Source organism: Shinella sp. 1A1, from assembly GCF_055379515.1.
In genome coordinates this window covers 1,745,021-1,767,632 of the sequence record NZ_AP039672.1, presented here as the reverse complement: position 1 = coordinate 1,767,632, position 22,612 = coordinate 1,745,021, and the positions used below count along the sequence as shown (strand labels likewise).

Annotated in this window: 21 protein-coding genes; 7 read left to right on the top strand and 14 right to left on the bottom strand. The window is 60.8% G+C overall.

Annotation, left to right across the window (positions count from 1 at the left end; translation table 11 throughout):
* Positions 1-27 precede the first annotated feature (27 nt).
* Genes ACZ48C_RS25005 through ACZ48C_RS24975 form a run of 7 tightly spaced genes read right to left on the bottom strand, consistent with a single transcriptional unit; the run spans position 28 to position 7,151 of the window.
* Complete coding sequence (locus tag ACZ48C_RS25005) at positions 28-870, bottom strand: ABC transporter permease (protein WP_464783344.1); 843 nt, start codon at positions 868-870, stop codon at positions 28-30.
* Positions 863-1,726, bottom strand: a complete 864-nt coding sequence (locus ACZ48C_RS25000) for an ABC transporter permease (RefSeq protein ID WP_464783343.1) — start codon at positions 1,724-1,726, stop codon at positions 863-865. The genes ACZ48C_RS25005 and ACZ48C_RS25000 overlap by 8 nt, the downstream gene beginning before the upstream one ends.
* On the bottom strand, positions 1,723-2,775 hold the full coding sequence (locus tag ACZ48C_RS24995; protein ID WP_464783342.1) for an ABC transporter ATP-binding protein: 1,053 nt from the start codon (positions 2,773-2,775) through the stop codon (positions 1,723-1,725). Before ACZ48C_RS24995 ends, ACZ48C_RS25000 begins: the two co-directional genes overlap by 4 nt.
* Positions 2,772-3,899, bottom strand: a complete 1,128-nt coding sequence (locus tag ACZ48C_RS24990; protein WP_464783341.1) for an ABC transporter substrate-binding protein — start codon at positions 3,897-3,899, stop codon at positions 2,772-2,774. The genes ACZ48C_RS24995 and ACZ48C_RS24990 overlap by 4 nt, the downstream gene beginning before the upstream one ends.
* A gap of 48 nt (positions 3,900-3,947) precedes the next feature.
* Positions 3,948-5,069 carry an ABC transporter substrate-binding protein gene (locus ACZ48C_RS24985; protein WP_464783340.1) on the bottom strand — a complete coding sequence of 374 codons (1,122 nt, stop codon included), beginning with the start codon at positions 5,067-5,069 and terminating at the stop codon, positions 3,948-3,950.
* Between the two features lie 40 nt (positions 5,070-5,109).
* On the bottom strand, positions 5,110-6,861 hold the full coding sequence (locus ACZ48C_RS24980; RefSeq protein WP_464783946.1) for a choline dehydrogenase: 1,752 nt from the start codon (positions 6,859-6,861) through the stop codon (positions 5,110-5,112).
* A gap of 11 nt (positions 6,862-6,872) precedes the next feature.
* Positions 6,873-7,151: a cupin domain-containing protein gene (locus tag ACZ48C_RS24975; RefSeq protein ID WP_464783339.1), complete on the bottom strand. Its 279-nt coding sequence runs from the start codon at positions 7,149-7,151 to the stop codon at positions 6,873-6,875.
* A 194-nt stretch (positions 7,152-7,345) separates the two neighbouring features.
* Here ACZ48C_RS24975 and ACZ48C_RS24970 point away from each other — a divergent pair, with 194 nt between their 5' ends.
* Positions 7,346-8,323: a LysR family transcriptional regulator gene (locus tag ACZ48C_RS24970; RefSeq protein WP_464783338.1), complete on the top strand. Its 978-nt coding sequence runs from the start codon at positions 7,346-7,348 to the stop codon at positions 8,321-8,323.
* Here ACZ48C_RS24970 and ACZ48C_RS24965 read toward each other — a convergent pair.
* Complete coding sequence (locus tag ACZ48C_RS24965; protein ID WP_464783337.1) at positions 8,320-9,228, bottom strand: LysR family transcriptional regulator; 909 nt, start codon at positions 9,226-9,228, stop codon at positions 8,320-8,322. The genes ACZ48C_RS24970 and ACZ48C_RS24965 overlap by 4 nt on opposite strands.
* Positions 9,229-9,303: 75 nt before the next feature.
* Between ACZ48C_RS24965 and ACZ48C_RS24960 the strand changes: the two genes are divergently transcribed.
* The 6 genes from ACZ48C_RS24960 to ACZ48C_RS24935 all read left to right on the top strand — a co-directional run bounded on the left by ACZ48C_RS24960 (position 9,304) and on the right by ACZ48C_RS24935 (position 16,215).
* Positions 9,304-10,470 (top strand): four-carbon acid sugar kinase family protein, encoded by a 1,167-nt coding sequence (locus ACZ48C_RS24960; RefSeq protein WP_464783336.1) that lies wholly within the window; start codon positions 9,304-9,306, stop codon positions 10,468-10,470.
* Positions 10,467-11,465, top strand: coding sequence for a 4-hydroxythreonine-4-phosphate dehydrogenase PdxA (gene pdxA / locus ACZ48C_RS24955; protein WP_464783335.1), 999 nt, complete (start codon positions 10,467-10,469; stop codon positions 11,463-11,465). The genes ACZ48C_RS24960 and pdxA overlap by 4 nt, the downstream gene beginning before the upstream one ends.
* Positions 11,466-11,469: 4 nt before the next feature.
* Positions 11,470-12,168, top strand: a complete 699-nt coding sequence (locus ACZ48C_RS24950; protein WP_464783334.1) for a 4-hydroxythreonine-4-phosphate dehydrogenase — start codon at positions 11,470-11,472, stop codon at positions 12,166-12,168.
* 360 nt (positions 12,169-12,528) lie between these two features.
* On the top strand, positions 12,529-13,815 hold the full coding sequence (locus ACZ48C_RS24945; protein ID WP_464783333.1) for an ABC-three component system protein: 1,287 nt from the start codon (positions 12,529-12,531) through the stop codon (positions 13,813-13,815).
* A 49-nt stretch (positions 13,816-13,864) separates the two neighbouring features.
* Positions 13,865-14,323: an ABC-three component system middle component 5 gene (locus tag ACZ48C_RS24940; RefSeq protein WP_464783332.1), complete on the top strand. Its 459-nt coding sequence runs from the start codon at positions 13,865-13,867 to the stop codon at positions 14,321-14,323.
* Positions 14,320-16,215, top strand: a complete 1,896-nt coding sequence (locus tag ACZ48C_RS24935; RefSeq protein WP_464783331.1) for an AAA family ATPase — start codon at positions 14,320-14,322, stop codon at positions 16,213-16,215. Before ACZ48C_RS24940 ends, ACZ48C_RS24935 begins: the two co-directional genes overlap by 4 nt.
* 220 nt (positions 16,216-16,435) lie before the next feature.
* On the opposite strand, the gene ACZ48C_RS24930 is transcribed toward ACZ48C_RS24935, so the two are convergent.
* The 6 genes from ACZ48C_RS24930 to ACZ48C_RS24905 all read right to left on the bottom strand — a co-directional run bounded on the left by ACZ48C_RS24930 (position 16,436) and on the right by ACZ48C_RS24905 (position 22,564).
* Positions 16,436-17,140 (bottom strand): hypothetical protein, encoded by a 705-nt coding sequence (locus tag ACZ48C_RS24930; RefSeq protein WP_464783330.1) that lies wholly within the window; start codon positions 17,138-17,140, stop codon positions 16,436-16,438.
* Between the two features lie 105 nt (positions 17,141-17,245).
* Positions 17,246-18,109, bottom strand: coding sequence for a hypothetical protein (locus ACZ48C_RS24925; protein ID WP_464783329.1), 864 nt, complete (start codon positions 18,107-18,109; stop codon positions 17,246-17,248).
* Positions 18,110-18,340: 231 nt separating this feature from the next.
* Complete coding sequence (locus ACZ48C_RS24920) at positions 18,341-18,961, bottom strand: zeta toxin family protein (RefSeq protein ID WP_464783328.1); 621 nt, start codon at positions 18,959-18,961, stop codon at positions 18,341-18,343.
* Between the two features lie 4 nt (positions 18,962-18,965).
* Positions 18,966-19,142, bottom strand: coding sequence for a hypothetical protein (locus ACZ48C_RS24915; RefSeq protein WP_464783327.1), 177 nt, complete (start codon positions 19,140-19,142; stop codon positions 18,966-18,968).
* A gap of 157 nt (positions 19,143-19,299) precedes the next feature.
* Entirely contained in the window at positions 19,300-20,442 is a 1,143-nt protein-coding gene (locus ACZ48C_RS24910; RefSeq protein ID WP_464783326.1) for a PIN domain-containing protein, read from the bottom strand.
* Positions 20,443-20,461: 19 nt separating this feature from the next.
* Positions 20,462-22,564 (bottom strand): ATP-binding protein, encoded by a 2,103-nt coding sequence (locus ACZ48C_RS24905; protein WP_464783325.1) that lies wholly within the window; start codon positions 22,562-22,564, stop codon positions 20,462-20,464.
* Between the last annotated feature and the right edge of the window lie 48 nt (positions 22,565-22,612).

Sequence of the window (22,612 nt, the reverse complement as noted above, 5' to 3'; positions counted from 1 at the left end):
TGGGTTGTCATGCAGGTGGCCCGGCAGTCAGCGTGACTGCGGACGCAGCCTTGTGGTGGTGAGGATCGCGATGAGCGCCAGGCCGAGGAGAACGGCGGCGGTCAGCGTCATGGAGGCGACGGCGAGCTGCGGCGTGGCGGCCGAACGGAGCGACAGCCACATCAGAACCGGCAGGGTCTGGCTGTCCCGGTCCGTCAGGAAGAGCGCCATGATAAATTCGTTGAGCGAGATGACGAAGGCGAAGAGCGCCGAGGACAGGATGCCCGACAGGCAGCTCGGCAGCACGACCTCGATGAAGACGCGCAGCGGCCGCGCGCCGAGATCGAACGCCGCCTCGACGAGGCGCTGGTCGAGCGTGCGGAAGACGGCCTCCATCAGGAGAAAGACCAGCGGCATCGCCCAGAGCGAATGGGAAAGGATCACCAGATAGGGCGAGCCGAATGGCGACGCGCCGAAGATCTCCACCCGGCTGAAGGTCATGGCGATACCGAGGGCGAGCACGACGCCGGGCATGAACAGGGGCACAACGATCGCGAGGTAGAGAACCGGCGCACCGAAGAAGCGATGGCGCGTAAAGGCCCATGCGGCCGCTACGCCGGCGCAGGTGGACAGCACCATCGTGCCGGCCGCGATGGCGAGGCTGTTCGTCAGCGCGCGCACCCACTGCGGGCTGCTTGCGAAATCGCCGTACCATTTGAGCGACCAGCCGGTGATCGGAAAGCGCAGTTGCTGCCCACCGCTGAAGGACATGACAAGCGTGACGAAGATGGGGACCAGGATATAGGCCGCAAGCGTGATGCAGAAGGCTGTTCCGGCAAGGCGCAGCAGGCGGCCGCCCAGCGGCGAGGAGGCACGGGCAAGGCTAGACATGGAACGACCTCTGTTCAGGCTGCAGCCAGCGCACGAGAAGGATCATGGCCGAGACGCCGAGGGTCAGCGCCATGGAGAGCGCCGCCGCCATCGGCCAGTGATGCTTGCTGAGCATCTGGTCCTGGATGAAGTAACCGAGCGTCCAGAGCGTATCCGGCCCGAGCGCGAGCGGTGTCGCATAGGCGCCCATCGTCCAGATAAAGGCCTGGGCGAAGGCGGCAAGTAGGCCGATCCGCGTCTGCGGCGCGATGATATCCGCAAAGGTGACCCAGGGCGGCGCACCGAGATCGGAGGCAGCTTCCAGCGTGCGGCGGTCGAGACCATCGAAGACGGAAAGCAGGATGAAGAAGCAATAGGGCAGCGTGACATAGACGAGCCCCACCAGCGCAGCGCTCTCGGTATACATCAGGCTGATCCTGTCCTGGACGAGCCCGCTGGAGACCAGCGCGTAGCTAAGGAGCCCGTTCTTGGGAAAGATCGTCCACCAGCCGAAGATTGTGGCGATCTCCGAAACCAGCATGGGAAGAAGTGCCAGACCGACGAAGATGACCCGCCCCCGCCCCGGCCGCAGCCAGACTAAGAGCGCGAACGCATAGGCGAGCGCAACCGTGGCGACGGAGGCGAGGAGCGCAAGGCGCGCCGTGTTCCAGATGACGGTGAGGATCAGCGGATCGGAGACCAGGCGATGGTAGTTTTCGAACGTGAAGCCGGGCACGAAGGCGGTCTGCGGCTCGTGCTCGTTGAAGCTCATGCGCGCCATGTAGAGTGCGGGAATGCCGAACCCGGCGACCGAGAGACAGAGTGCGGGCGCCATCACGAGCCAGGCCGACAGGCGGCTTTCGCCGGGCCGGCTCATGAAAAGACCCGCATCGCGGCGGCCTCCCATCCGAGCGTCACATCCGCGCCGGGGGCGAAACCCAGATCCGCGTGATGGTCGGCAACCAGCGAAAGGCCGCCGGCAGTAAGGTGATAGCGCCAGCTGTCGCCGAGATATTCGACCGTATCGACCCGCATCTGCAGCCGGTTTGGCACGGCCTGCGCCTCCGGGCCGATGCGAAGGCGCGCGGGGCGCAGATAGAGCCGGTGCGCGCCCGTCGGCAACGGCTGCGCCAAGGTCAGCGGCAGCGATGCCCGGCCGGCATCGCGGTAGCCGTCGGCGTCGGCCAGGATCTCGAGACAGGAGCTTTCGCCAACGAAACCGTGCACAAACTCGGTGGTCGCCGCGCCGTAGACGACATCCGGGCGATCGATCTGCTCAATGCGCCCGCGGTTCATTACCGCGACCCGGTCGGAAAGGGCCATCGCCTCATCCTGATCGTGCGTCACATAGATCGCGGAAAAGCCGATCTTCTGGTGGAGACGACGGATTTCCGCGCGGAGCTGGAGGCGGAGCGACAGGTCGAGCGCCGAAAGCGGCTCGTCGAACAGCAGCACGGCCGGACGCACGGCAAGCGAACGGGCGAGCGCGACACGCTGGCGCTGGCCGCCCGAGAGCTGCTCGGGATAGCGATCCTCCTTGCCGGCGAGCCGTACGATATCGAGCGCTTCGGTAATCCTGCGGCCGATCTCGTCCCGCGGCACGCCCCGCATGCGCAGCCCGAAGGCGATGTTGTCCGCCACGGTCTTGTGCGGGAAGAGCGCACCCGACTGGAAGATCGTCGCCGTATCGCGCAGGTAGGGCGGCAGGTGCTGCGCCGGCGCGCCGTTGATGCGGATCTCGCCGCCATCCGGCGCCTCGAAGCCGCCGATGAGCCGCAGCGTCGTTGTCTTGCCCGATCCGGACGGGCCGAGCAGCGTGAGGAATTCGCCCTTTTCAAGCGAGATGGAAACATCCTCGACGGCCACGACAGCACCATAGGCGCGATGGAGCCGATCGAGTTCGAGAGCGGGTGCGGCGCGCGTCATCGGCTGGCCGACCGGGAAATCGCGAGCTTCATGCGGCTGTCAAAACCCGCATAGTCGGCGGTGATCTTCTCCCAGCCCTTCATGCTGATGAGCTGGAACCGGCTATGCACCTCTTCGTTGGACCGGGGATAATCCTTCCAATGATCGGGGACGACGACGTCCTTGCGGGACATGAAGACCATGGACTTCGCGAGGAACCGATCCTGCGTCTCCTTCTCCAGCAGGTAGTTGGAGAAGAGATTGGCAAGGTCGTTGTGGCGCGTGCCGCGAACCTTGAAGAAGCGGTCGGTCCAGCCCGTCGTCCCCTCCTTCGGCACGGCGGCCACGTATTCGTCGGGGCTGTCCTGCAGGAAGCCGAAGGCATCGGAGGAATAGGTCTGCGCGACGTCGGCCTCGCCCTGGTTGAGCACGGTCGCCTGTTCCGCGCCCGTCATGTACCAGCGCGCCGGGCGCAGCTTGTCGAGTTCGGCAAAGAGCGGTTCGGCGCCCGTCAGCGAGTACATCTCGTCGATCATGTGGCTCGCCCCCTTTGTCAGAGCGGTGAGGGAAAGCGGCCAGTGCCAGGAGGAGCCGTCGAGCGTCACCTTGCCCGCCAGTCGCTCGTCCCACAGAAGGGACCAGCTGTCGGGCACGATGTCGAGCGACTGGCGCATGAGGAGCATGCAGGTGCCGATGGCGAACGGCACGCCGTAGCCTTCCGCGCCCGGCCGGGTCTCGTCGAAATAGGGATAGACGGCATCGAGATTGGGAAGCGCCGCGGTATCGTTCTTGAGGAAAAGCCCCTGGGCAATGCCCTGCAGGCTCACATATTCCTCGCCGACCGTGATGTCGAAAGGCGGGGTATCGACCGGGGCGGCCAATATCTGCGGCACCATCTGGTCCCAGCCGCCGACGCTCTCCACCACGGTTCCATACTGCGCATTGAACGGATCGATCACCGTTTCCTTGAAGACGGACTCATAGTTGCCGGACCACGACATCACGATGAGTTCTTCTCCCGCAAAACTCGTCTCGGCCGAGGCGACGGAGGCGCGCCCGATGATCGCGGGCATCGCCAGCGCGGCAATGCCTGCGCCGAGGAATGCGCGGCGGGAGAGCGGGATATTTTCGATGGTACTGCTCATTCTGGTGTTCCCCTTTTTATGGCGATGAGCGTGTGCCGGCAGCGCCGGCTACCGATCAGACGACCGGGCGATGGCCATTTTCATCCTTGTGTCGAAGGCCTGATAATCCGCGTTGATCTCGCCCCAGCCCTTCATGGTGATGAGCTGGAACATGCGGTGGAGATCCTCGTTCGAGCGCGGATAGTTGTGCCAATGGGCAGGCACGGCGACATCCCGGCGCGACATGAAGACCATGGATTTCGCCAGGAAGCGGTCCTGCGTCTCCTTCTCCAGAAGGTAGTTGGAGAAGAGGTCGGCGAGATCGCCGTGGCGCGTGCCGCGAACCTTCACGAACCAGTCCGTCCATGCGGACGTGCCCTCGTCCGGCACCCCGGCGATATATTCGTCGGGGTTGTCCTGCAGGAAGGTGAAGGCATCGGACGAATAGGTGAGCGCGGCATCCGCCTCGCCTTGGTTCAGGACGGCCGCCTGTTCCGCGCCGGTCATGTACCAGCGGGCGACCTTCAGCCTGTCGAGTTCGGCGAAGAAGGGTTCGGCGCTCGCCGTTGAATAGAGCGCGTCAAGCTTCGCGCCCTGCTTCAGAGCGGCAACGGAAAGTGTCCACCACCAGGAGGAGCCATCCAGTGTCGTCTTGCCCGCAAGCCTGTCGTCCCAAAGGAGCGACCAGCTGCTGGGAGGAAGGTCGAGGGATTTGCGTAGCATCAGCATGCAGGTGCCGCCGGCAAAAGGCACTCCATAATCCTCAGCGCCCGGCCGTGTTTCGGCGAAATAGGGATAGACCGCATCAAGATTGGGAAGGGCGGCTCTGTTGTTCTTGAGCCAGATCTTCTCCGCGACACCCTGAAGCGTGATAGCCTCTTCCGTGATCGTAATATCGAAAGGCGGATTATCGGCCGGTGCGGCGAGAATCTGCGGCACCATCTGGTCCCAGCCGCCGACGCTTTCGACGCGGGTGCCGTATTGCGCATTGAACGGGTCGACCACCGTCTCCCTGAAGACGGTTTCGTAATTGCCGGACCACGGAACGACGATCAGTTCCTCGCCGGCAAAGCTCGTCCCGGCCGAGGCGGCGGAAGCACGCCCGATGATGGCGGGCATAGCCAGTGCGAGAGCGCCGGCGCCGAGGAACTGCCGGCGCGACAGTGCGGTTTTTCCTTCAATGCGCTTCATGCTTTCCTCCCTCTGGTCCTTGCGGGTGATGACATGCACGTCACATGGCGTCGGCCGGTACGGGCTCGCCGCGGGCATTTGCCAGCAGCGCCGCCGCGAGCGTGTCCCGCTCCTGCGCATAATTCCGGGTGATAGCTGCGCCCCGCTGGCGCGTGCGCCAGTGCAGATCGGCCAGCAGCGGAGCATCCGTCGCTTCCGGCAGATGCCGGCCGCGGATCAGGTCGGCCATCCGCTCCGCCAGAACGAGGGTCGGCGCATTGAGATCGCCGGCGGTCGCCTGCGGCATCAGGGATGCGTCGACCACCCGGAGGGACGCGATACCCCGAACGCGCCCTTCCGGATCAGTGACAGCGCCGTCGTCCGTTCCCATGCGGCAGGTGCCGCAGGGGTGATAAGCGCTTTCCAGCTTCGCCTTGAGGAAATGATCGAGCGCGTCGTCATCCTCCACCGCCGCCCCCGGCGCCAGTTCCCGTCCGCGATAGGGCGCGAAGGCCGGCTGGTTGAAAATCTCCCGCGACAGGCGGATGCAGGCACGGAACTCGTCCCAGTCGTCGGGATGGCTCATATAGTTGAAGCGAACGCGCGGCAGGCTCTCCGCCCGCCCGTCACGCAGGCGCACCCAGCCGCGGCTCTTGGAGCGCTTGGTGCCCACATGCACCTGGAAGCCATGGCCGGAGGCCAGCGTCTTGCCGTCATAGGAGATAGCGAGCGGCAGGAAATGGAACTGGATATCGGGATAGACGATGCCGGCGCGGCTGCGGATATGGCCGCCGGTCTCGAAGTGATTGGTCGCACCGAGGCCGCGCTTCATCGTCAGCCACTCGATCCCGATGCGCCCCTTGCCCCAGAGGCTTTGCGTCGGAAACAGGCTGACGGGCTGCGTGCACTCCATCTGGAGATAGAGTTCCAGATGGTCCATCAGATTCTCGCCAACATCAGGCAGGTCCGCCACTACGGCAATGCCATGCCGGGCAAGCTCCCCCGCCGGCCCGATGCCCGAGCGCTTCAGGATCGCCGGCGACATGATCGAGCCGGCGGAAAGAATTACCTCCCGCGCGGCAGTCGCCTGCCGCAGCTCGCCCGCTATCATGAAGTCGACGCCCGTTGCCCGCTGCCCGTCCATCACGACCCGGTTGACCAGCGCGCCCGTGATGATGCGGACATTGCCCCGCGCCTCGGCAGGGCGCAGATAGGCGCGCGCCGCGCTCATCCGCCGGCCGCCGCCGACATTCATCTCCATCGGCCCGAAACCTTCGTGCTGGCGCTCGTTCATGTTGGCGCTGCGCGCATAGCCGGCCTGGCAGCCGGCCTCCACGAAGGCGCCGTAAAGCGGATTGGCCGCCGCGCCGCGCCGGACCGTGACCGGACCGGCGGTTCCCCGCAGCGGGCCGCCGCCTTCGACGGCCTCCAGCCGCTGGAAGTAGGGCAACACGTTTGACCAGCGCCAGCCGGATGCGCCGAGGGCGTCCCAAAGCTCATAGTCCATCGGATTGCCACGGACCCAGCACATGCCGTTGATGGAGGAGGAGCCGCCGAGGCCCTTGCCGCGCGGCAGGTTCACCTCGCGCCCTCCAAGATAGGGCTCGGCCTCGGTCTTCATGCCCCAGTTGAAGCGGGCCGTGTTCATGGGGATCGACAGCGCTGCCGGCATATCGACGAAAATCGACTTCTCGCTGCCGCCGGCCTCGATGACGAGGATACGCGCGGCGGGATCCTCCCCGAGACGGTTCGCCAGCACCGAACCGGCAGACCCTGCGCCAACGATGATATAGTCGTATCGTCCTTCGTTCAGCACGGCCGGACCTATTCGATGATCACGTAGAATTTCAGCATGTCGACCGGCTGGCGCCACACGCCCTTGAACCCCTTCGGCACGAGGAAGCTGTCCCCCTTGCGATAGGTCTCGTGGAAGTCGTCCGCCTCCAGCGAGACCTCGCCCTCCAGCACGAGCATGAATTCGTCGGTCGGGTAATTCTCGTAACGCTCGGTATAGGCCGTCGACCGCCAGATACCGGCGCGGACACCCTTCTCGGGCCGCGAGAAATAGGCGTGATCAAGACCCAGCGGCTTTCCCGAAAGCAACTCCGCATGCTCGAGCGCAAGATCAGAAAGGCCAAGCCAACCATCTGGCCCTGTTGATGAAAAGCGAACGGGTTTCGGCACGGGAAGTCTCCGGAATGTGGTGGTTTCGAGTGCGCCCAGACTGTGGCACCCCTCCCCCGTTGACAAGTGACAAGTTTTCCCGATTGAGTAACCTTAAGTAACGGAGAAAGACGATGCGACGGCATTATTCCCTGACCGCCTTGCGGGCCTTCGAAGCCGTCGCGCGGCTGAAGAGCATCTCGGCCGCGGCGCAGGAACTGCACGTGACGCGCCCCGCCGTCTCCAAGCAGGTGACGCTGCTGGAGGCCGATATCGGACGCTCCCTGCTTCTGCGCGTCGGCAATACGATCGAGCTGACGCCCGCCGGCGGCGAACTCTTCGCCGGGCTGCGGCAGGGGCTGGAGATCATCTATTCGACGACGGAGGCCGTCAGCCGGCGCGCGCCGGACGAGCGGCATATTCGCGTGCTGGTCTGCCGCGACTTCGCATCAAGCTGGCTTGCCAGCCAGATCGGCACGTTCCTCGTCGCCAATCCCGGCATCTCGGTCGAGATCACCGCGGAAAGGAACGGCGTGTTCCGGCAGGACGAGGACTTCGATTTCCGCATCTTCTATGCCGATGAAGGTGCGCTCGCCTCGAAGGCCTTCCACGAAAGCGTCCTCTGCCGCTGGATCGACATGCTGGTCTGCACCCCGGATTTTGCGGCAAACCATCTCGGGCCGGAAAAGCCGCTCTGCGAGACGCCTTATCTGGCCGATGCGAACTACGACATGTTCGAGGAATGGTGCAACCTGACCGGCATCGCCGCCGGCGGCACTCGGCAGCACATCACCGTCTTCAATGAGACGACGCTCTGCCTCTCCGTCGCGGCATCGGGCGGAGGGCTGACGATCGGCGACAGCTTCCTCGCCTTGCCGCCCATCCAGTCCGGCAGCTTCGTCGTTCCCTATAAAGTCGGCCTCGTCAGCGCGCAGTGCTACCTTCTCTTCAAGCACAGGAACCGCCCGCCGACCGTCGCGCATCGCAAGTTCGAGACCTGGCTGCGCGGCGCCATCAGGGATTACCAGTCATCTCTGCTGCAGGTTCTCGCCGACAAGGGAATCCGGATCATCGAGCGCGCCGGCCTGCCGGCGCACGAAGCAATCACCTAGCCGGAAGAGCCGGCGAGATGTTTCCCGTCACCGGAAAGATCGGCCGCGATGGTCTCGGCGAGCCATGACCGAAACAAGGAGGCCGATCGGCTTTCCTGCGCCGCGGCGGGGCTGATCAGGCCATAACGCGATCCATCGCGGATAAATCCCAGCGGCGCGACGAGGCGGCCCTTGGAAATGTCGTCGATCGCAAGGATCCGGGGGCACATGCAGACGCCAAGCCCTGCAAGTGCCGCCTCCACCATGAGGAAATGATGGTCGAGAAATCGCGTGGATTCCGGCCTATCGCAGTCGGGACGAGCCGACAGCCAGTTCTGCCACGCATCGGGTCGCGTCCGCGCCGCAAGGGCCACATAGTGGCCGGCCGCAAAACGCTCGGCCATATCGGGATGCATCACCGGACCGACCGCTTCCTCGAAAAGCGCTTCGACCCGCCAGTTCGCGTCGATGGCGAAATCCAGTCGCCGGATTGCCAGCGTGATCTGGTCACGGGTGAAATCGAACGCTCCGCCGCCGACGGACAGATGCAGGTCCACCTCCGGATGCTGCCCCTGGAACGCGGCGAGCCGCGGAATGAGCCAGCGCATGGCGACCGAGCGTTCGCTGGAAACGACCACGGGGGCCTCGGCACGAGTCGAACGCAATCTGGCAAGTGTTGACGAAACCATGGACAGGGCGCCACTCGCCGCGGCAGCAAGCTCCACGCCGGCGACCGTCAACCTGATCCCGCGCCCCGAGGGCTCGATGAGCCTGATGCCCGTATGGAGCGAGAGTTTTGCCACCCGGCGGCTGACGGCTCCATGGGTAAGATTGAGCTCTTCCGCAGCGGCGCGCACGGAGCCCAGACGTGCCACAACCTCGAAGGCGCGCAGGTCATCCAGGGAGGGAAGTTCGGCTCGCTTCATTGGTGATTTTCTATCACCGATACTCGTCAAATCATATCGATTTTTTCCTGTTTCACCGCGGCCTACTGTTCACGCATGGAACAGACAATCGACAGAATAGAACGAATTGGAATCGTCGCCGATGATCTGACGAGTGCAGCGGACGGCGGCGCCGCCTTCCTGGCGCGCGGCTATGCGCCCCTCGTCTGCCGGCAGGAACACCCGGCGACCCGGGAGCTGCTGGTGTCCATCGACACGGGCAGCCGCATGCTGGGCGAAGCGGCGGCTGGGCAGGCGACCGGACGGGCCGTTGCGGCGCTCGCCAGACGCACCACGCTCTACAAGACGGTCGATTCAACCCTGCGCGGCCATATCCGGTCGGAGATCGCCGCGGCCTTCCGGGCAAGCGGCCGGAAACATCTGGTCATCGCCCCAGCCTTTCCGGCGGCCGGCCGCACGACGGTGGGCGGCATCCAACTACTGGATAGCGTACCAGTCGCAGATACCGCCTATGGCCGCGATCCCATGCACCCCGCAGGCACATCGGCCATCAGGGACCTGATCGAGCCGGAACTGGGCAGAGTGGTCATCGTTCCGGCCGACCTTGCCGAGGCCGGGATCGGCGGGCACATCACGGACGCTCCGGTCGTCATCCTCGACGCGATCAGCCAGGAGATGCTCAATCGCCGGGTGGCAGCGCTTGCCGCGCGCGGCTCCACGCTCTGGGTTGGCTCTCCCGGTATGGCGGAGGCCCTGGCAACGATTGTGCCTTCCTCACCGGTGACACATACCTTCCTCGCAAATGCCCTCGCCCGTGTTCTCGTGCTCGTGGGTAGCGCCAACCCGGTCAGCCACGAGCAGTGCGACCGGCTCGCAGCGGCGGGCATTTCGGTTACCGGCCGTTCGGCAGAGATCGACATCGAGGCTTCCGTTGCCTGCCTTTGCACGCCGCAAGATCGCTCCGGCGACCCGGCAGCCGTACTGACCACGCTGATCGACGAGGCCCTGACGACACTTTCCCGGCAACGCTACGACGCGGTCATCGCGACGGGCGGAGAAACGATGGACGCCCTGATGGAGCGCCTGTCGATCCACAGCTTCACGCTCCTGCGCGAAATCGAGCCGGGCTTCCCGCTCGGCAGGGCGCAATTCCCCAGCGGCCGCGTCCTTCTGCTAGCTATGAAAGCCGGCGGTTTCGGCTCGGCGGAAACGCTTCGCCACGCGGCCGGCACCATCCTCGACATTGGAAGGAACCATTCATGACGTCGCCCTTGAAACCTCTCGCCCTCACCATGGGCGATCCCGCGGGCATAGGCCCCGAGATCATCGGCAGGACGATACTGGAAAAACCCGAATTGCGGGCGAATCTCGTCATCGGCGATCCCGGAGTGATGTCGCGGGCCATCGCCATGCTCGGCGGCACGCTCGGCCTCAATGTGGTCGAGCAGCCCGAAGCGCCGCTCCTGAAGGGCGCCGTGAACGTCCTCGCATCCTCCACCCCCACCACGCTTCCGCCGGTGGGCGCCGTCAGCGCCGAGGCGGGCAGGATGGCCTATGACGCCATCATCGTGGCCATCCGGCTTGCAAAGGCCGGGAGGGTCGCGGGGATCGTCACCGCCCCCATCCACAAGGAAGCGCTTTCCGCCGCCGGCGTATCCTATCCCGGGCACACGGAAATCCTGGCCGAGCATGGCGGCGCCGGGCGCGTGGCGATGATGCTTGCCAATGACGATATCCGCACCGTGCTCGTGACCATTCACTGCTCGCTTGCGGAGGCGATCCGCCGCGCGGACTTCCCCGCCCAGATGGCGGCAATCCGTTTGGCCCATCACGGCGGCCGGGCGCTCGGCATCGAAAGGCCGCGCATTGCCGTGGCGGGCCTCAATCCCCATGCCGGCGAGGCAGGCCTGTTTGGGGACGAGGAGATCCGCATCATCCGCCCGGCGATCGCCGCTGCGCGCGCCGAGGGCATCGATGCCAGCGGCCCCTGGCCGGGCGATACGGTGTTCATGCAGGCCCGCAACGGCCGCTTCGATATCGTCGTCGCCCAGTATCACGACCAAGGGCTGATCCCCGTGAAGTATCTCGGGCTGGAAAGGGGCGTGAACATCACGCTCGGCCTGCCCTTCGTGCGCACCAGCCCGGACCACGGCACCGCATTCGATATTGCCGGCCGGGGTATCGCCGACCCCGCAAGCCTGCAGACCGCCATCGACTATGCCCGCCGGCTGGCCGGCACCTCATCCGATCAGGAATAACGACATGGCCCATCCCGCCTTCATCTTCATGCTGACCAGCAACGACCGCACCATTCCCGATGCGCTGGAACAGCTCCCCGCCGTCATCGCCGCCGGTGTGCGCCATATCGGCTTCAAGGATATCGGCCTGCCTTTCGAGGCTCTCGCCGCCCTGCAGCGCGCGATCAAAACGGCAGGAGCAACGAGTTATCTCGAAGTCGTCTCGCTCGACCGCGAAAGCGAGCTTTCCTCCGTTCGCTCCGCATTCCGCCTCGGCGTCGATTACCTACTTGGCGGCACCCATGTCGACGACGTGCTGCCCCTGATCAAAGGTACGGGCATCCGTTACTATCCCTTCCCCGGCCGGATCACCGGCCATCCGAGCATCCTCGAAGGCACGCCCGAGGATATCGTCGCAAGCGCCCGGATGCTGGCCGCACGAGAGGGCGTGCATGGCTTGGACCTGCTCGCCTACCGCGCCGCGGTCGATGTTCCCGAACTGATCCGGGCGGTCTGCGAGGCTGTCGGAAAACCGGTTATCGTCGCCGGCTCGATCGACCGGCCGGAGCGCATTCATGCGGTCATCAGCGGCAAGGCCGCCGGCTTCACGGTCGGGACCGCCGCCCTAGACGAGCGCTTCCCGGCCGCGTTTCCCGGCCTTACGCATCAGCTTCTTTCAATTGCTGCGATCAAGGCGCAGGCACAGCGGCTCACGGAGCTGTGAAGCGCATCCCCAAGTGCCATTCGATGCTGTCGCTGATAAGCTCTTGAACGGACTCGAACCGACGACCCCTTTTGTTACAAAGGCCCCAGAAACCAGATTACCAAGCTCACTCCCCCTCATGAAGCTTCTTAAGAGCACGGGTCACGTCAGTTCGGCTATCGGCATATACGGGTACACATTGCGGCGGCGGCGAGCTTTGCATAGGTTGCCACTAGACGCAGTGAGTTGTGTGTTCGAAAGCGCACATCACATACACCCCGATCGACCGAAAATATAATGCAAACAAGCGTGTACAATCCCAAATAGGCCTTGCATGACCACATGCACCTGAGATAGTCATTCAGCGTTGGGGAGCGCTGAATGACCGAGGGCATAGCTGAAATTTTTCCGGATGGCATGTCCGGGGCGACGGGATCGTCTGTGCTCGATATCGTCTTCGTCCATGGTCTCGGCGGCGACCAGTTGAGCACGTGGCAGACGGAACCAAAGACCTTCTGGCCACGGTGGCTCGCCGCAAAATTTCCAAAGTGCCGGGTGCTTTGCTTTGGATTCGATTCCACCAAGCTGGCGGGTGCGCTAACCGGAGAAGGCGCCTCATTCCAGGATTTAGCGACGACATTGGCAGACGCACTGGTAAGCCGAGAGGAATTCGCGCGCCGAACGTTGTTTATCTCTCACAGCCTTGGCGGCCTCATCGTCAAGCAGATGCTGCGCCGCTGCGCCGAATCTGCCAACTCGGAATATAGGGATCTCGGCCGCTCCATCGTCGGCCTTGCCTTTCTGGGCACACCGCACCAAGGATCGTCGCTGGCTTCGGCGGTCGATACCATCCTTCGCCGCTTCTTGAGCAAGCAATCCAAGCAGTTAGTCTATGGCGAGGACGCTCTCCTCGATCTCAATGAGTCCTTCCGTTCCAGAGCCAACATTCAGTCGATGGAAGTGCGCTCCTATTACGAGACGGAAAAGTTCGGTGGCGTTTTCATCGTCGACAAGGTCACCGCCAATCCTGGGGTGCTTGGGAGCGAGCCCATCGCCGTCCAGGCCAATCACTTCGAGATTTGCAAGCCGGAAAGCCAGGAGGCACCGGTCTTCAAATCGATATGCGCACTCGTCCGCAAACTCCTGAAAAGCATTTCTTCGGCTTCGAGCGACGGCGAACAATCGGCCACGCACAGCGAAAAAAACGCAGGGGAGACGCTTACGGACGCAAGTACGCAATCGGACGCAATCGAAGGCGTCTCGCCCGACATCTTGCATGATTTCGAGTATTTCACCACAGTCGCGGAAGATGACCGCCGCGACCTCGCTCAAAAACTGGCAGACGCAGGCAGGGAGTACGCGATCCGTGATGCGAAACGCAAGAAGGAGCGCTTCAACATGGCCCTGCGACGAAACATAGCCCAGTCCTCTGCCGTTACGCGCTATGCCCGGTTAATGTCGGAGGTCGAAAGCCGTTTCAATCGCCATGTTGCGCGTGCCATCGCGGCTGGAGGCTGTATCGAGGCGATCGACATAGTCATACAAAACGAGGTGATCTCCCCCTGCGCAGCACTAGAATCGGATGGGGAAGCTATGACCGCAGGACTTGTCGATGGTGCCCTTTACTATCTCGCAGGCAATTGCCATGTAGCGTGGGACAATGTCTAGTTACCGCGTCTGGTATGCCGCACGCGACCCGTATCACTGCATTTTCCGCATGATACGCCTGCTTGAGGCGAAAGGCGGTCCGATACCACTTGAACAGCTCCGAATCCTCGACATGTTTCTCATGTTCCCTTCCTTGCTGCACCGACTTACGTTGACGGCCGATCTCCGCGAAAAGCTCCGCGGATTGCAGATCGATGCCCCAAGCAAGTCCTTCGTCCGTCTCCCCGGCACTGCTTCGGTCTGGCAGGATCTGCAAATTTACCAACTCACCGCCATAAAGCGACTGGCAGGTCTGGGCCTGTTGAAGCGAGAAGAATTGCTCGACCGAAACGCCTCCCTTGACCGCTCCCAAGCGCCCGAAAAATTGATCGAGCATGCTATCTCACAGAATCGCAACGCCGAACCATTGCTCCGGTTCCTCGTTGAAGATCTCTGCTCGCTGCCAATGGCCGGCAGCCAAGGACTCGTTCGGCGGGCCGGGCTTCCCTCGCGGGGACCGGTAACATGATCGCGTCGCTTCAGATTGAACGAATGTTGGTATCGCGAGGGGCGGGCGTACTTTACGACGAGCCATTCCATCCGGGCGTTAACATCATCCATGGATCGAACGGATCCGGAAAGTCAACGCTGGCCGACTTCATCTTCTTCGGTCTTGGAGGGGATTTGCGAGAGTGGAAGGAGTCGGCGTCACGGGCGGAGAGTGTTTATCTACAAATTGCTACTCCTTCAGGCACGCTGACGCTAAAACGCGACCTTTCGACGGATTCTCTTCGGCCAATGTCGATCTTTTTCGGATCGCTGGCTACCGCACTTGAAGCCGCTTCAGAGAGTTGGCAGCATCTTCCTTACCGTCGCCCGGAACATGGCTACAGCTTCAGCCAGGTTCTGTTCAAGGCTATCGGCCTGCCGGAATCGATAAGCGACGGCGCCAGCAACATAACGATGCATCAGATCCTTCGGTTACTTTACGTGGATCAGCTTACGCCGGTGCAGCGCATTTTTCGCGTCGAGAACTTCGACACGTGGCAAACACGACAAGTCATCGGCGACCTTCTCCTCGGCGTTGGCGGCTACGATCTCTTCGACAAACAGATTGCTCTGAGAGAGACCGAGCAAAAGTACAAGGACGCGGTCACAAATTTCAAAAACTTAATGGCCATCGCCACTGGATACGGCGAGAATGTCCTTGTGGAGCATATCACGTCTGCGATCGGGCAGATGACCGAAGAACGAACCAACCTGCTAGGTTCCATCGCATCTCTTACCACGGCCCAGGACGACTCCGGCGACCAGGACAAGGTTAAAGCGGTTCGGGCGCGAAATGTGCGCGAGTACGGCATCGCGCGTCGAAACGTCTCCACACTGGAGAGTGAAATTGAAACGCTTGAGTATGAAATAGCCGACTCCGAGGAATTCATAAAGCATTTGAAGCACTCTATTGCGGACTTCGACGACGCCGCTCTAACTTTCGCCTCGCTCGGGCACCTCTCGTTCGAATTCTGCCCGTCCTGTTTTGCGCCGGTGGAACCCAAGGCAATCGGTCACTGCCACCTCTGCGATACAAAGCGCACCGACGGAGAAGAGGATTCCCGGACCCTCGCCGTTCGACTAGACCTCGAGATGCAGCTTAAGGAATCCGAGGCTCTTCAGAGAGATCGGGAGATGGAGCTTTCCGCCAAGCGCGCTGCATTGCGAATCAACCGGCAGACACTTCGTCGAGCAGCGGCGGCTGTTGAGCTCGATCAGGCAGGGGCGGTCACCGGGCGAGAAACAGCGATCGCCGAGTTGAGCCGAAAGATAGGCTTCATCGACAGCCAGCTTGAGGGACTGCAGAAGAGGCTAGAGCTTTCGCGACGGATCGAGGCAGCATCAGAGGCCAAGGAGGACCTCAACAGCCGGATCACGAAATTGAAAGGCGAGATCGAGGCAATTCAACGTGCCCAGAACAAGCGTAAGCATTTAGCAAACACCCTGGTCTCAAACCAAACCAAAGCCTTGCTGGATCAAGATCTACAGGAACATAGCGACTTCGGAGACGTCCAACATGTTTCGTTTTCATTCGCTGATGACTGGATCGCCATAAACGGCGAAAAGAACCGTGGGGGCAGCGCTAGCGGCATGGTGATCTTGAAGAACAGCTTTGCTTTAGGGCTGCTCGCAAGCTCCCTGATAGACAAGCAATTCAAGCTCCCTCGCTGGATGCTCTTCGACAACATCGAAGACAAGGGGATGGTGGAGGAGCGCTCGTGGAACTTTCAGCGGTTAATCGTGGCGCTCTCCGGGCAATCGACTGTCCCCCACCAGATCATATTCACGACGTCTAAGATCGCTCCCGAACTTGACCGACCGGACCTTATTGTCGGCAGGCGCTACACCCGTGCGTCAAGCTCCTTGAATTGAGTTTTGGCTATCCCGCTTTAGCCTGGAGCGTTTCGCATTTGACCGGATTCGGGAGTACCGCTTTGGCCGATTTGTGATTGGCGCGCCGATGGAAGGAGATGGCCTGACCACGCTGTTCGCGCCGCGATCGGTCGGTCGAAGACTCTGCGTGCTTGATTTATCGGTCGAGATCGAGATGCGATCGCAGTCGAACGCCGAAGAAATGAGCAGGCATGCTTCCTTACCGCAACACAGAATCCGTGCCCGACAGGTAGCCGTCGATCCGGTTCAGAATGGTCTCAATTCCAAGGTATCGGACGTAGCTCCCACCTCTCCGCTGGATGATGCCGTCAATGAACATTCCGAATATCGGATCTGGTCCTAGAATCCGCGGGACGAAGACAGCCCCGCCACTGATGCCGTCCAGAGGCTCTCCATCTTCGGGATACCGGATCACGCCGGAGGTACTCCTGGATTCGACAGCGCCCGACTTGCATACAGGCTGAAGGCGAAGACCGTCCTTCTCCATGAGCATCTGTTGCCGATGACTGGGAAACCCGGCCGCCATGGCTGGCTCACCAAACCTACCAACTGGCTGACGGATGACCGGGAAAAACTGTCCTCGGGAATAGGGAAGAAGCATTGCCTCGTAGACAACACCGATCACATAGTCGGACACATCCTCCCGGTCCAAATCAGGGGCAAATAGGAAATCGTGGAAAGGAATGTTGGTGCTGTCGGTTCCATCGTTCATAAGAACAATCAGGTAGCTCATCCGCTCTTTGAAAGCCTCAGGGGTTTCATTTGCTACGGTCGCAATCTGATGCCGGGTGAAGACGGCGTAGTATCCTGCGCGGTACGTGAAGAGGACCGCACTCCCCTGAAGGCCGTACTGCATCCGGCGGACAGTGGTGCCCTCATGCGGGGTGATGTCGATCACATCCATGCCATAGAATTCGTCGCCTGGAGCTGCAAAGCATAGCGGACGAATACAGCGGTCGGCAAGGACAGCTTGCTGAGGATCAGTGAACCTAATCATTCGCCTTCCGGATCAAGCAGATTTAGCTTTCGTCTGCAGCACCTTGCTCACGACGGTCTGGATGTCGTTGCCGCGGTAAATCAGGAACATGCCTTCATTGCCGCCATGGGTTATCATACCGCCGAACCCGAGGTGGCCCACATCTCCTGCAGATCGCCAGATGAAGAATATCGGTGCTCCGCTCCAACCATCCGCGTTCCCGATCTTATTCCGATATGGCTCAAGCACCGAAATATGATCCCGGCTGTCCTCGCAGCTCTGACCCACGGATTTCGGGTCGAGGTAAATGGGCAAGAAGCGCGAAACGACACTCACATCCTTCACCTCGCAGTCTTCGTTGAGGCTGATGTCGTAGCCCTGAGCCGAGGTCGGGTAGCCGATTGAGAAGACCAGCAGGATCGAGCTTCGATCCACATCCGCGAACGTTTTCATGTCGAGGAACGGGAGTTTGAGGAACGACGGATTCAGATCACGACCATTCCGGGTCTGGTCATATTCCTGAAGCGAGATGTCCTGCGGCAGGAAATCGTCGCTCAGCGGATCGAGGACAATCCGGCTCGCGCCATTTGGTGTCAGGGCGATGTGCTTGCCCTTGTCCTCTACTAGGAGGCAGGAGTCGGCGGGCTTAAAGTCCGGCTGATCTTTCATTCGAAACTGGTGTTTCGTCGAAAGCTGGAAGTTGTGCGATCCGACCCGAAATAGAAGGGAGGAGCCGGAATATGCAAGATCGTAGGGGCAGTCCTGTCGATAGAACAGCAGAGGTCGGCAGAACGCCCTCACCCGCGTCGGCACCTCCGTGAAGGGGTAAAGCACTCCATTGATCTCGACGTTCAGCATGGCCTTAGCAGCGATGAACGACGGCAATTCCCAACTCATTACGCCCCCCTTCAATTCTCAGCTACCGGAGTCACCCGATTCCGGATCAGCAAATGCCCTTATGTTGATGGCCGCCGGCGGCCATCATCTTCGCGTTGAGACGGACCCCACGCCCGATAGATTTCCCTGACGGCAAGCCTTCAAGGAGCCAGTTCATCGATTTCGCGGGCGCGACGTCGGAATGTTGCGCCGCATCTAACAGGCTGGCTTCCGGGTGCAGCCTTTTCCTATTCAGCGAATCTTCCTGAAGTCGCCCCCCCATTGCGTGACACCGAGTGCCAGGCAAACGCTGCGCATCATGTAGCGATGCAGCTCATTCCGCTCGTCGGTATCGAAGGCCACCACCTCCCCGGCCTCGATCCGGAAGACCTCCCGAGGTTCGATGCCGCTGTTGTCGATCAGCAGAGCCTCGTCGGCCAGTTCCAGCGCCGTCGAAAGCTTCGCTAAGGATCCGGCATATCGTCTGCGTATATCGCCCACGGGAATGTCGTGGCCGCCAACTTCGACACGCTGCCTGACGCGCTCGATGTTCCTCTCGACGGAATCGAGAGCGGTGTAATAGAGACCGACCGTAAACCCAGCCGCCTTGGCATCCCTCATCATGTTGATGGACTGCTGGCTGCTCAGTGTCGTCTCGAAGATGAAGGATTGCCGGGTATCTATCATCTCCCGGATCTTTCGGAGCGCCGCCCTCCCCGCTGCCATCGCAGCCGCTCGGCCGTCACTGGTCCCGGTCAGCTCTTTCGCCATTTCATCGGCATTGATCCACACGCCCTCGAGCTGCAACTTCGCATACGCCGAGGACTTGCCGGATCCGTTCGGACCGCCGAGAATGATGCAAGATGGTTGCAAGCTGTTACTGCCTCATGGCAGCATGAACACGGACTTCCCCGATGTGTTCGGCGCGATCCTTGGCCTCGTTTTCGAGATCCCGCGCGGAGATCGGCAGGCCCAGACGACGGCGCTCGGCAATTGCTTCGCGACCGATCTGCTTCAGGGCTTCCTTGTTCTCCTCGTACTTCTTCAAAAGCATCGTCGATCTCCTATTCACACAATATAGGGCTTTCCACCCATGACGGCAAATATCGCTTGTTCCGGGCATCGTCATGCGAATTGGTACGTTACCACTGGCGTCCGCTCAAAAGCCTCATTTCCGCTCGCAATTTCTTTCACCTACGTGGACTTGGCTTTCAGTCAGGCTCTGGCTCGTAGAATGGCTCAACATGGCCAAAATCAACTGACCGCACCCTCGTTGCGGGATTCACGATGGCGTCGTCGATTTCGATATCGTCGCCACCCTTCCCACTGATGGTCACGGTCAACTGGAAACGGTGTTCCATTGCGACTTCCTCCACTGAGCCGCCAAGTGAAACGTAGTCGTCGTCGATGCTGTCGTGAATGGAGAAATTGAAAGCAGCCTGGATTCTCAGTTTCGCAATGACTGAGATCAGAAAAGTGACGGACTGCGCGTCTGATGAGACGATGCGCTGCTCCTGGCCTCCGGCGTACGCAACCGACTCTACAACCGCTTCCTCAACTTCCGCCTCCCACTCCATGAACGCAGATGCTTCGACCTCAAAGTCAAGGTCATCGAGTTCGCGCTGGATTGCGGCGAGGATCACGATAGCAGCGTCGCCGTCTGGCTCTGCAGCAAGGGAAGCAAGCCACTTTGCGACGATCGCTTCATCCTCGTGAAACAGCGCTAGAGCTTTTCCGAGATCGTTCGCGCAATACAGATACTCGCTGTTCTCGCAATAGCCGGCCCACCCCTTATCTTTGCTCACACATAGAACAACGCCGTGCTTCTGCGACCATCTATCTAAACCAGCGAGCGCCACCGCATCGGGGAATTCATGTTTTTTGTCGGCTCCGGCGAAAGGTGGCTGGTTCGCAAAATAGCGCTCCATCAGTTCGGCCACTCCGATGACATCCGTTGAGGAGATGACCGAGATACCCATCTTGTCGCAAAATCCTCTAAGGAGCTCGTCGGCATGGGCCGCGATCGCCTCGGATCGAGGCAACTTGGCAGCAAGCTCCTCTGCGATACCCGCGTGCTCTTTCCAGATCCTGCTGTAGGCCCTCAACCCAGATTCAAGCTGATCATGGGCTGCTGCGTGGACCCGCGTCATGTGCTCGAGGATCTCCTTCGCCACAACATCCGATAGGATGGCCGTGACCTTCTTGGTTTTCAGGTTCCCAATGCTCAACAGGATGCGATTGTCGAGGTTGCCATTGGTGTTGAGCCCGTCAACGATGTTTGTGTCGATGGTGAACCCTGCCATCCCTCCTTCGGCAATGCCCCCCCTGATTTCGGCTGCATCGAAGGCTGGCATTCAAAACTCCCCAACGCGATCACACTGTGGCCGATTCGGTGGCCGCAAGAGTCTCGGCTGCCCGATGATCCTCGGCCCGCAAGCGCTGATGCGCAGTCTCTTGCGCTTCAACAAAGAAGCTCTTTCCCGAAATACCTGCACGGTCGAAGAAGGCCTGATTTCGCTCCCTAGCATCGCTGACAAGCGTGTCCCATGCTATCAGTTCGATGGATCCCTTGAACCCTGACCGGGGTTGATAAAAACGGCCCCGCCCGTCAGCGGTCCGATCCCAGGAATATGTCCACTCGTCCATCTTACCGACAATGTCCGCAACGATGAAACAGTAGAAGACGGTGTCGTCTTTCAGCTTTATGGGACGCCCCTTGACGTCGAACTTTCCGCCTTCCAGCAACCGTCGAACATAGCGCTCGACCTGGTGTTGGGGGTTCTCATCCGCAGCATAGCCCGTGCGACCGGGCCGCTTAAACTCGACAAGCAAAACCCTGGATGGATCGTCCGTCTGACGAAGTCCATGCACATGGTCGAAAATCAAAACGTCCGGACGCTCTTCACTGGCCACGGCGTCTGAGAGATGTTGAAATTCTTCGTCGGAACTAAAATATTGGGCGAACGTCAATCTCTCGTCGATGATCCATAGGTCATGCGATGCGGCGGGCACGACCTTGCGGCCGCCATCAGCGAGGGTGTTTACCCGTAGAGGGCAGATGAAAGAGTGGAGAATATCTTCTCGCTGATAGCTGCTGTCGCGCGTATCGTCTCGGACTTTCTCGAGCAAAATCTCGATGAAATCGAGTACCACCTTCCGGCGCACGATGTATTCGGTGAGGCTCTTCTGCTCGGCCTCTTCGATTGCCTTGCCCGCGGCCTCAATCGCACTGGCGAAAGTGCTGACATCCACCGATGGCTCCTTCAGTCGCTCAAGCACGGCGCGGATTTTCTCAGCCTGACGCTGATCTCGCCGATAGCGTTCTCGGGACAGGTGACCGAAGATGGCGTCGTCGTTCAGTTCGCCAGAAGGAAGCTTTTCCTGCAGTTCATCGATGTCACCGAATGCGACAGACGGGTAGGACTCGGTGATTGCCTTGACCCTAGTTCGCTGATCCTGTCGGAGCGCCTGCAATGGCCCTGCAAGAAACCGCTCGATGTGCGGCGTGCAAACGTCATTTACGATCCGATCGAGGATCGCATCTTCGAACTGGAATTTTGTGCGCTCTTGATTGACATTGTCGTCCAGAAATTTGCCGGTCAGCACCGCGTGAAACACCCGATCCTCATTCGGTCCGAAATATTTGAGACCGAGCTTGCTGTCGATCTTCTGGGAGTGGACCGTGCGGTCGTGCGCAATGAAATGAACGAAATGCGATCCTTGCAGATCCGCGCTCGCGACCTTATCGCATTCCATGAGTGTTAGAGCCAGCGCGCCGTATTCAACAGTCGTAATATTCTCGATGGTCTCCCGTCGGTGAATGATTGAATTGATCTCTTCAGGGTAGTGACGGGTCTCATCTCCGCAATGAACGGTGATGCGAGGGGAACGTTTTCCTATAAAAGTCGGTAGAAAATGTGACGTGAAGTGCTGGAACACGTACGCCGGCCGACCGGGAAACTTCGCCCGATAGCCATTATCGCGCAGCCCGCTGAACTCGACTGTTACGCCAGGCTCAAGTGTGCCGTCGCTGACATCGCTTTCCTCATAATCCTGAATTTGATCCGACTGCGATAATACGAAACGGAATTTTCGGCGCTTTGCCTGACCATTTTCGTCGGACGTGCTCGCGACCCTGATCACCTCAAAGCAATCCAGCCACAGCAACCTTCCGACGCCTTTGCCCCCTCGGGCGATCTTGTTATCGGTGTCAGTTGTAGTGAACGCTTCATAGTTTTTACCGTCGAGCCCAACACCATTGTCCTCGACGACGATCTTAGCTGGCGCTTGGCGACGGGCCATGGTCAGCGCGACGACGATCCTACCCTTGGCCGCGACGTTTTCCTTGAATCGGTCCTGTGTACTGTGAATCGAATTGCTCACCGCCTCAAAAAGAGGTTGCATAGCATCAGCTGCGTTGCCGGGCTTAGGTAGCCGATCAATTCTTTTGACGAGATTTGATTTTAATGATGGCATTCAGCGTCCCCCATCCACCCACCCACTTTATGTATCAACCCTCGGTTG

Excerpts from the sequence above, each read along its gene's own strand:
- ACZ48C_RS24965 (WP_464783337.1), bottom strand. The coding sequence starts at position 9,228 with ATGAAGCGAGCCGAACTTCCCTCCCTGGATGACCTGCGCGCCTTCGAG.
- ACZ48C_RS24910 (WP_464783326.1), bottom strand. The coding sequence starts at position 20,442 with ATGCCAGCCTTCGATGCAGCCGAAATCAGGGGGGGCATTGCCGAAGGA.
- ACZ48C_RS24985 (WP_464783340.1), bottom strand. The coding sequence starts at position 5,069 with ATGAAGCGCATTGAAGGAAAAACCGCACTGTCGCGCCGGCAGTTCCTC.
- ACZ48C_RS24940 (WP_464783332.1), top strand. The coding sequence starts at position 13,865 with ATGATACGCCTGCTTGAGGCGAAAGGCGGTCCGATACCACTTGAACAG.
- ACZ48C_RS24915 (WP_464783327.1), bottom strand. The coding sequence starts at position 19,142 with ATGCTTTTGAAGAAGTACGAGGAGAACAAGGAAGCCCTGAAGCAGATC.
- ACZ48C_RS24945 (WP_464783333.1), top strand. The coding sequence starts at position 12,529 with ATGACCGAGGGCATAGCTGAAATTTTTCCGGATGGCATGTCCGGGGCG.
- ACZ48C_RS24925 (WP_464783329.1), bottom strand. The coding sequence starts at position 18,109 with ATGAGTTGGGAATTGCCGTCGTTCATCGCTGCTAAGGCCATGCTGAAC.
- ACZ48C_RS24905 (WP_464783325.1), bottom strand. The coding sequence starts at position 22,564 with ATGCCATCATTAAAATCAAATCTCGTCAAAAGAATTGATCGGCTACCT.
- ACZ48C_RS24960 (WP_464783336.1), top strand. The coding sequence starts at position 9,304 with ATGGAACAGACAATCGACAGAATAGAACGAATTGGAATCGTCGCCGAT.
- ACZ48C_RS25000 (WP_464783343.1), bottom strand. The coding sequence starts at position 1,726 with ATGAGCCGGCCCGGCGAAAGCCGCCTGTCGGCCTGGCTCGTGATGGCG.
- ACZ48C_RS24930 (WP_464783330.1), bottom strand. The coding sequence starts at position 17,140 with ATGGATGTGATCGACATCACCCCGCATGAGGGCACCACTGTCCGCCGG.
- ACZ48C_RS24950 (WP_464783334.1), top strand. The coding sequence starts at position 11,470 with ATGGCCCATCCCGCCTTCATCTTCATGCTGACCAGCAACGACCGCACC.
- ACZ48C_RS24990 (WP_464783341.1), bottom strand. The coding sequence starts at position 3,899 with ATGAGCAGTACCATCGAAAATATCCCGCTCTCCCGCCGCGCATTCCTC.
- ACZ48C_RS24970 (WP_464783338.1), top strand. The coding sequence starts at position 7,346 with ATGCGACGGCATTATTCCCTGACCGCCTTGCGGGCCTTCGAAGCCGTC.
- ACZ48C_RS25005 (WP_464783344.1), bottom strand. The coding sequence starts at position 870 with ATGTCTAGCCTTGCCCGTGCCTCCTCGCCGCTGGGCGGCCGCCTGCTG.
- ACZ48C_RS24935 (WP_464783331.1), top strand. The coding sequence starts at position 14,320 with ATGATCGCGTCGCTTCAGATTGAACGAATGTTGGTATCGCGAGGGGCG.
- ACZ48C_RS24995 (WP_464783342.1), bottom strand. The coding sequence starts at position 2,775 with ATGACGCGCGCCGCACCCGCTCTCGAACTCGATCGGCTCCATCGCGCC.
- pdxA (WP_464783335.1), top strand. The coding sequence starts at position 10,467 with ATGACGTCGCCCTTGAAACCTCTCGCCCTCACCATGGGCGATCCCGCG.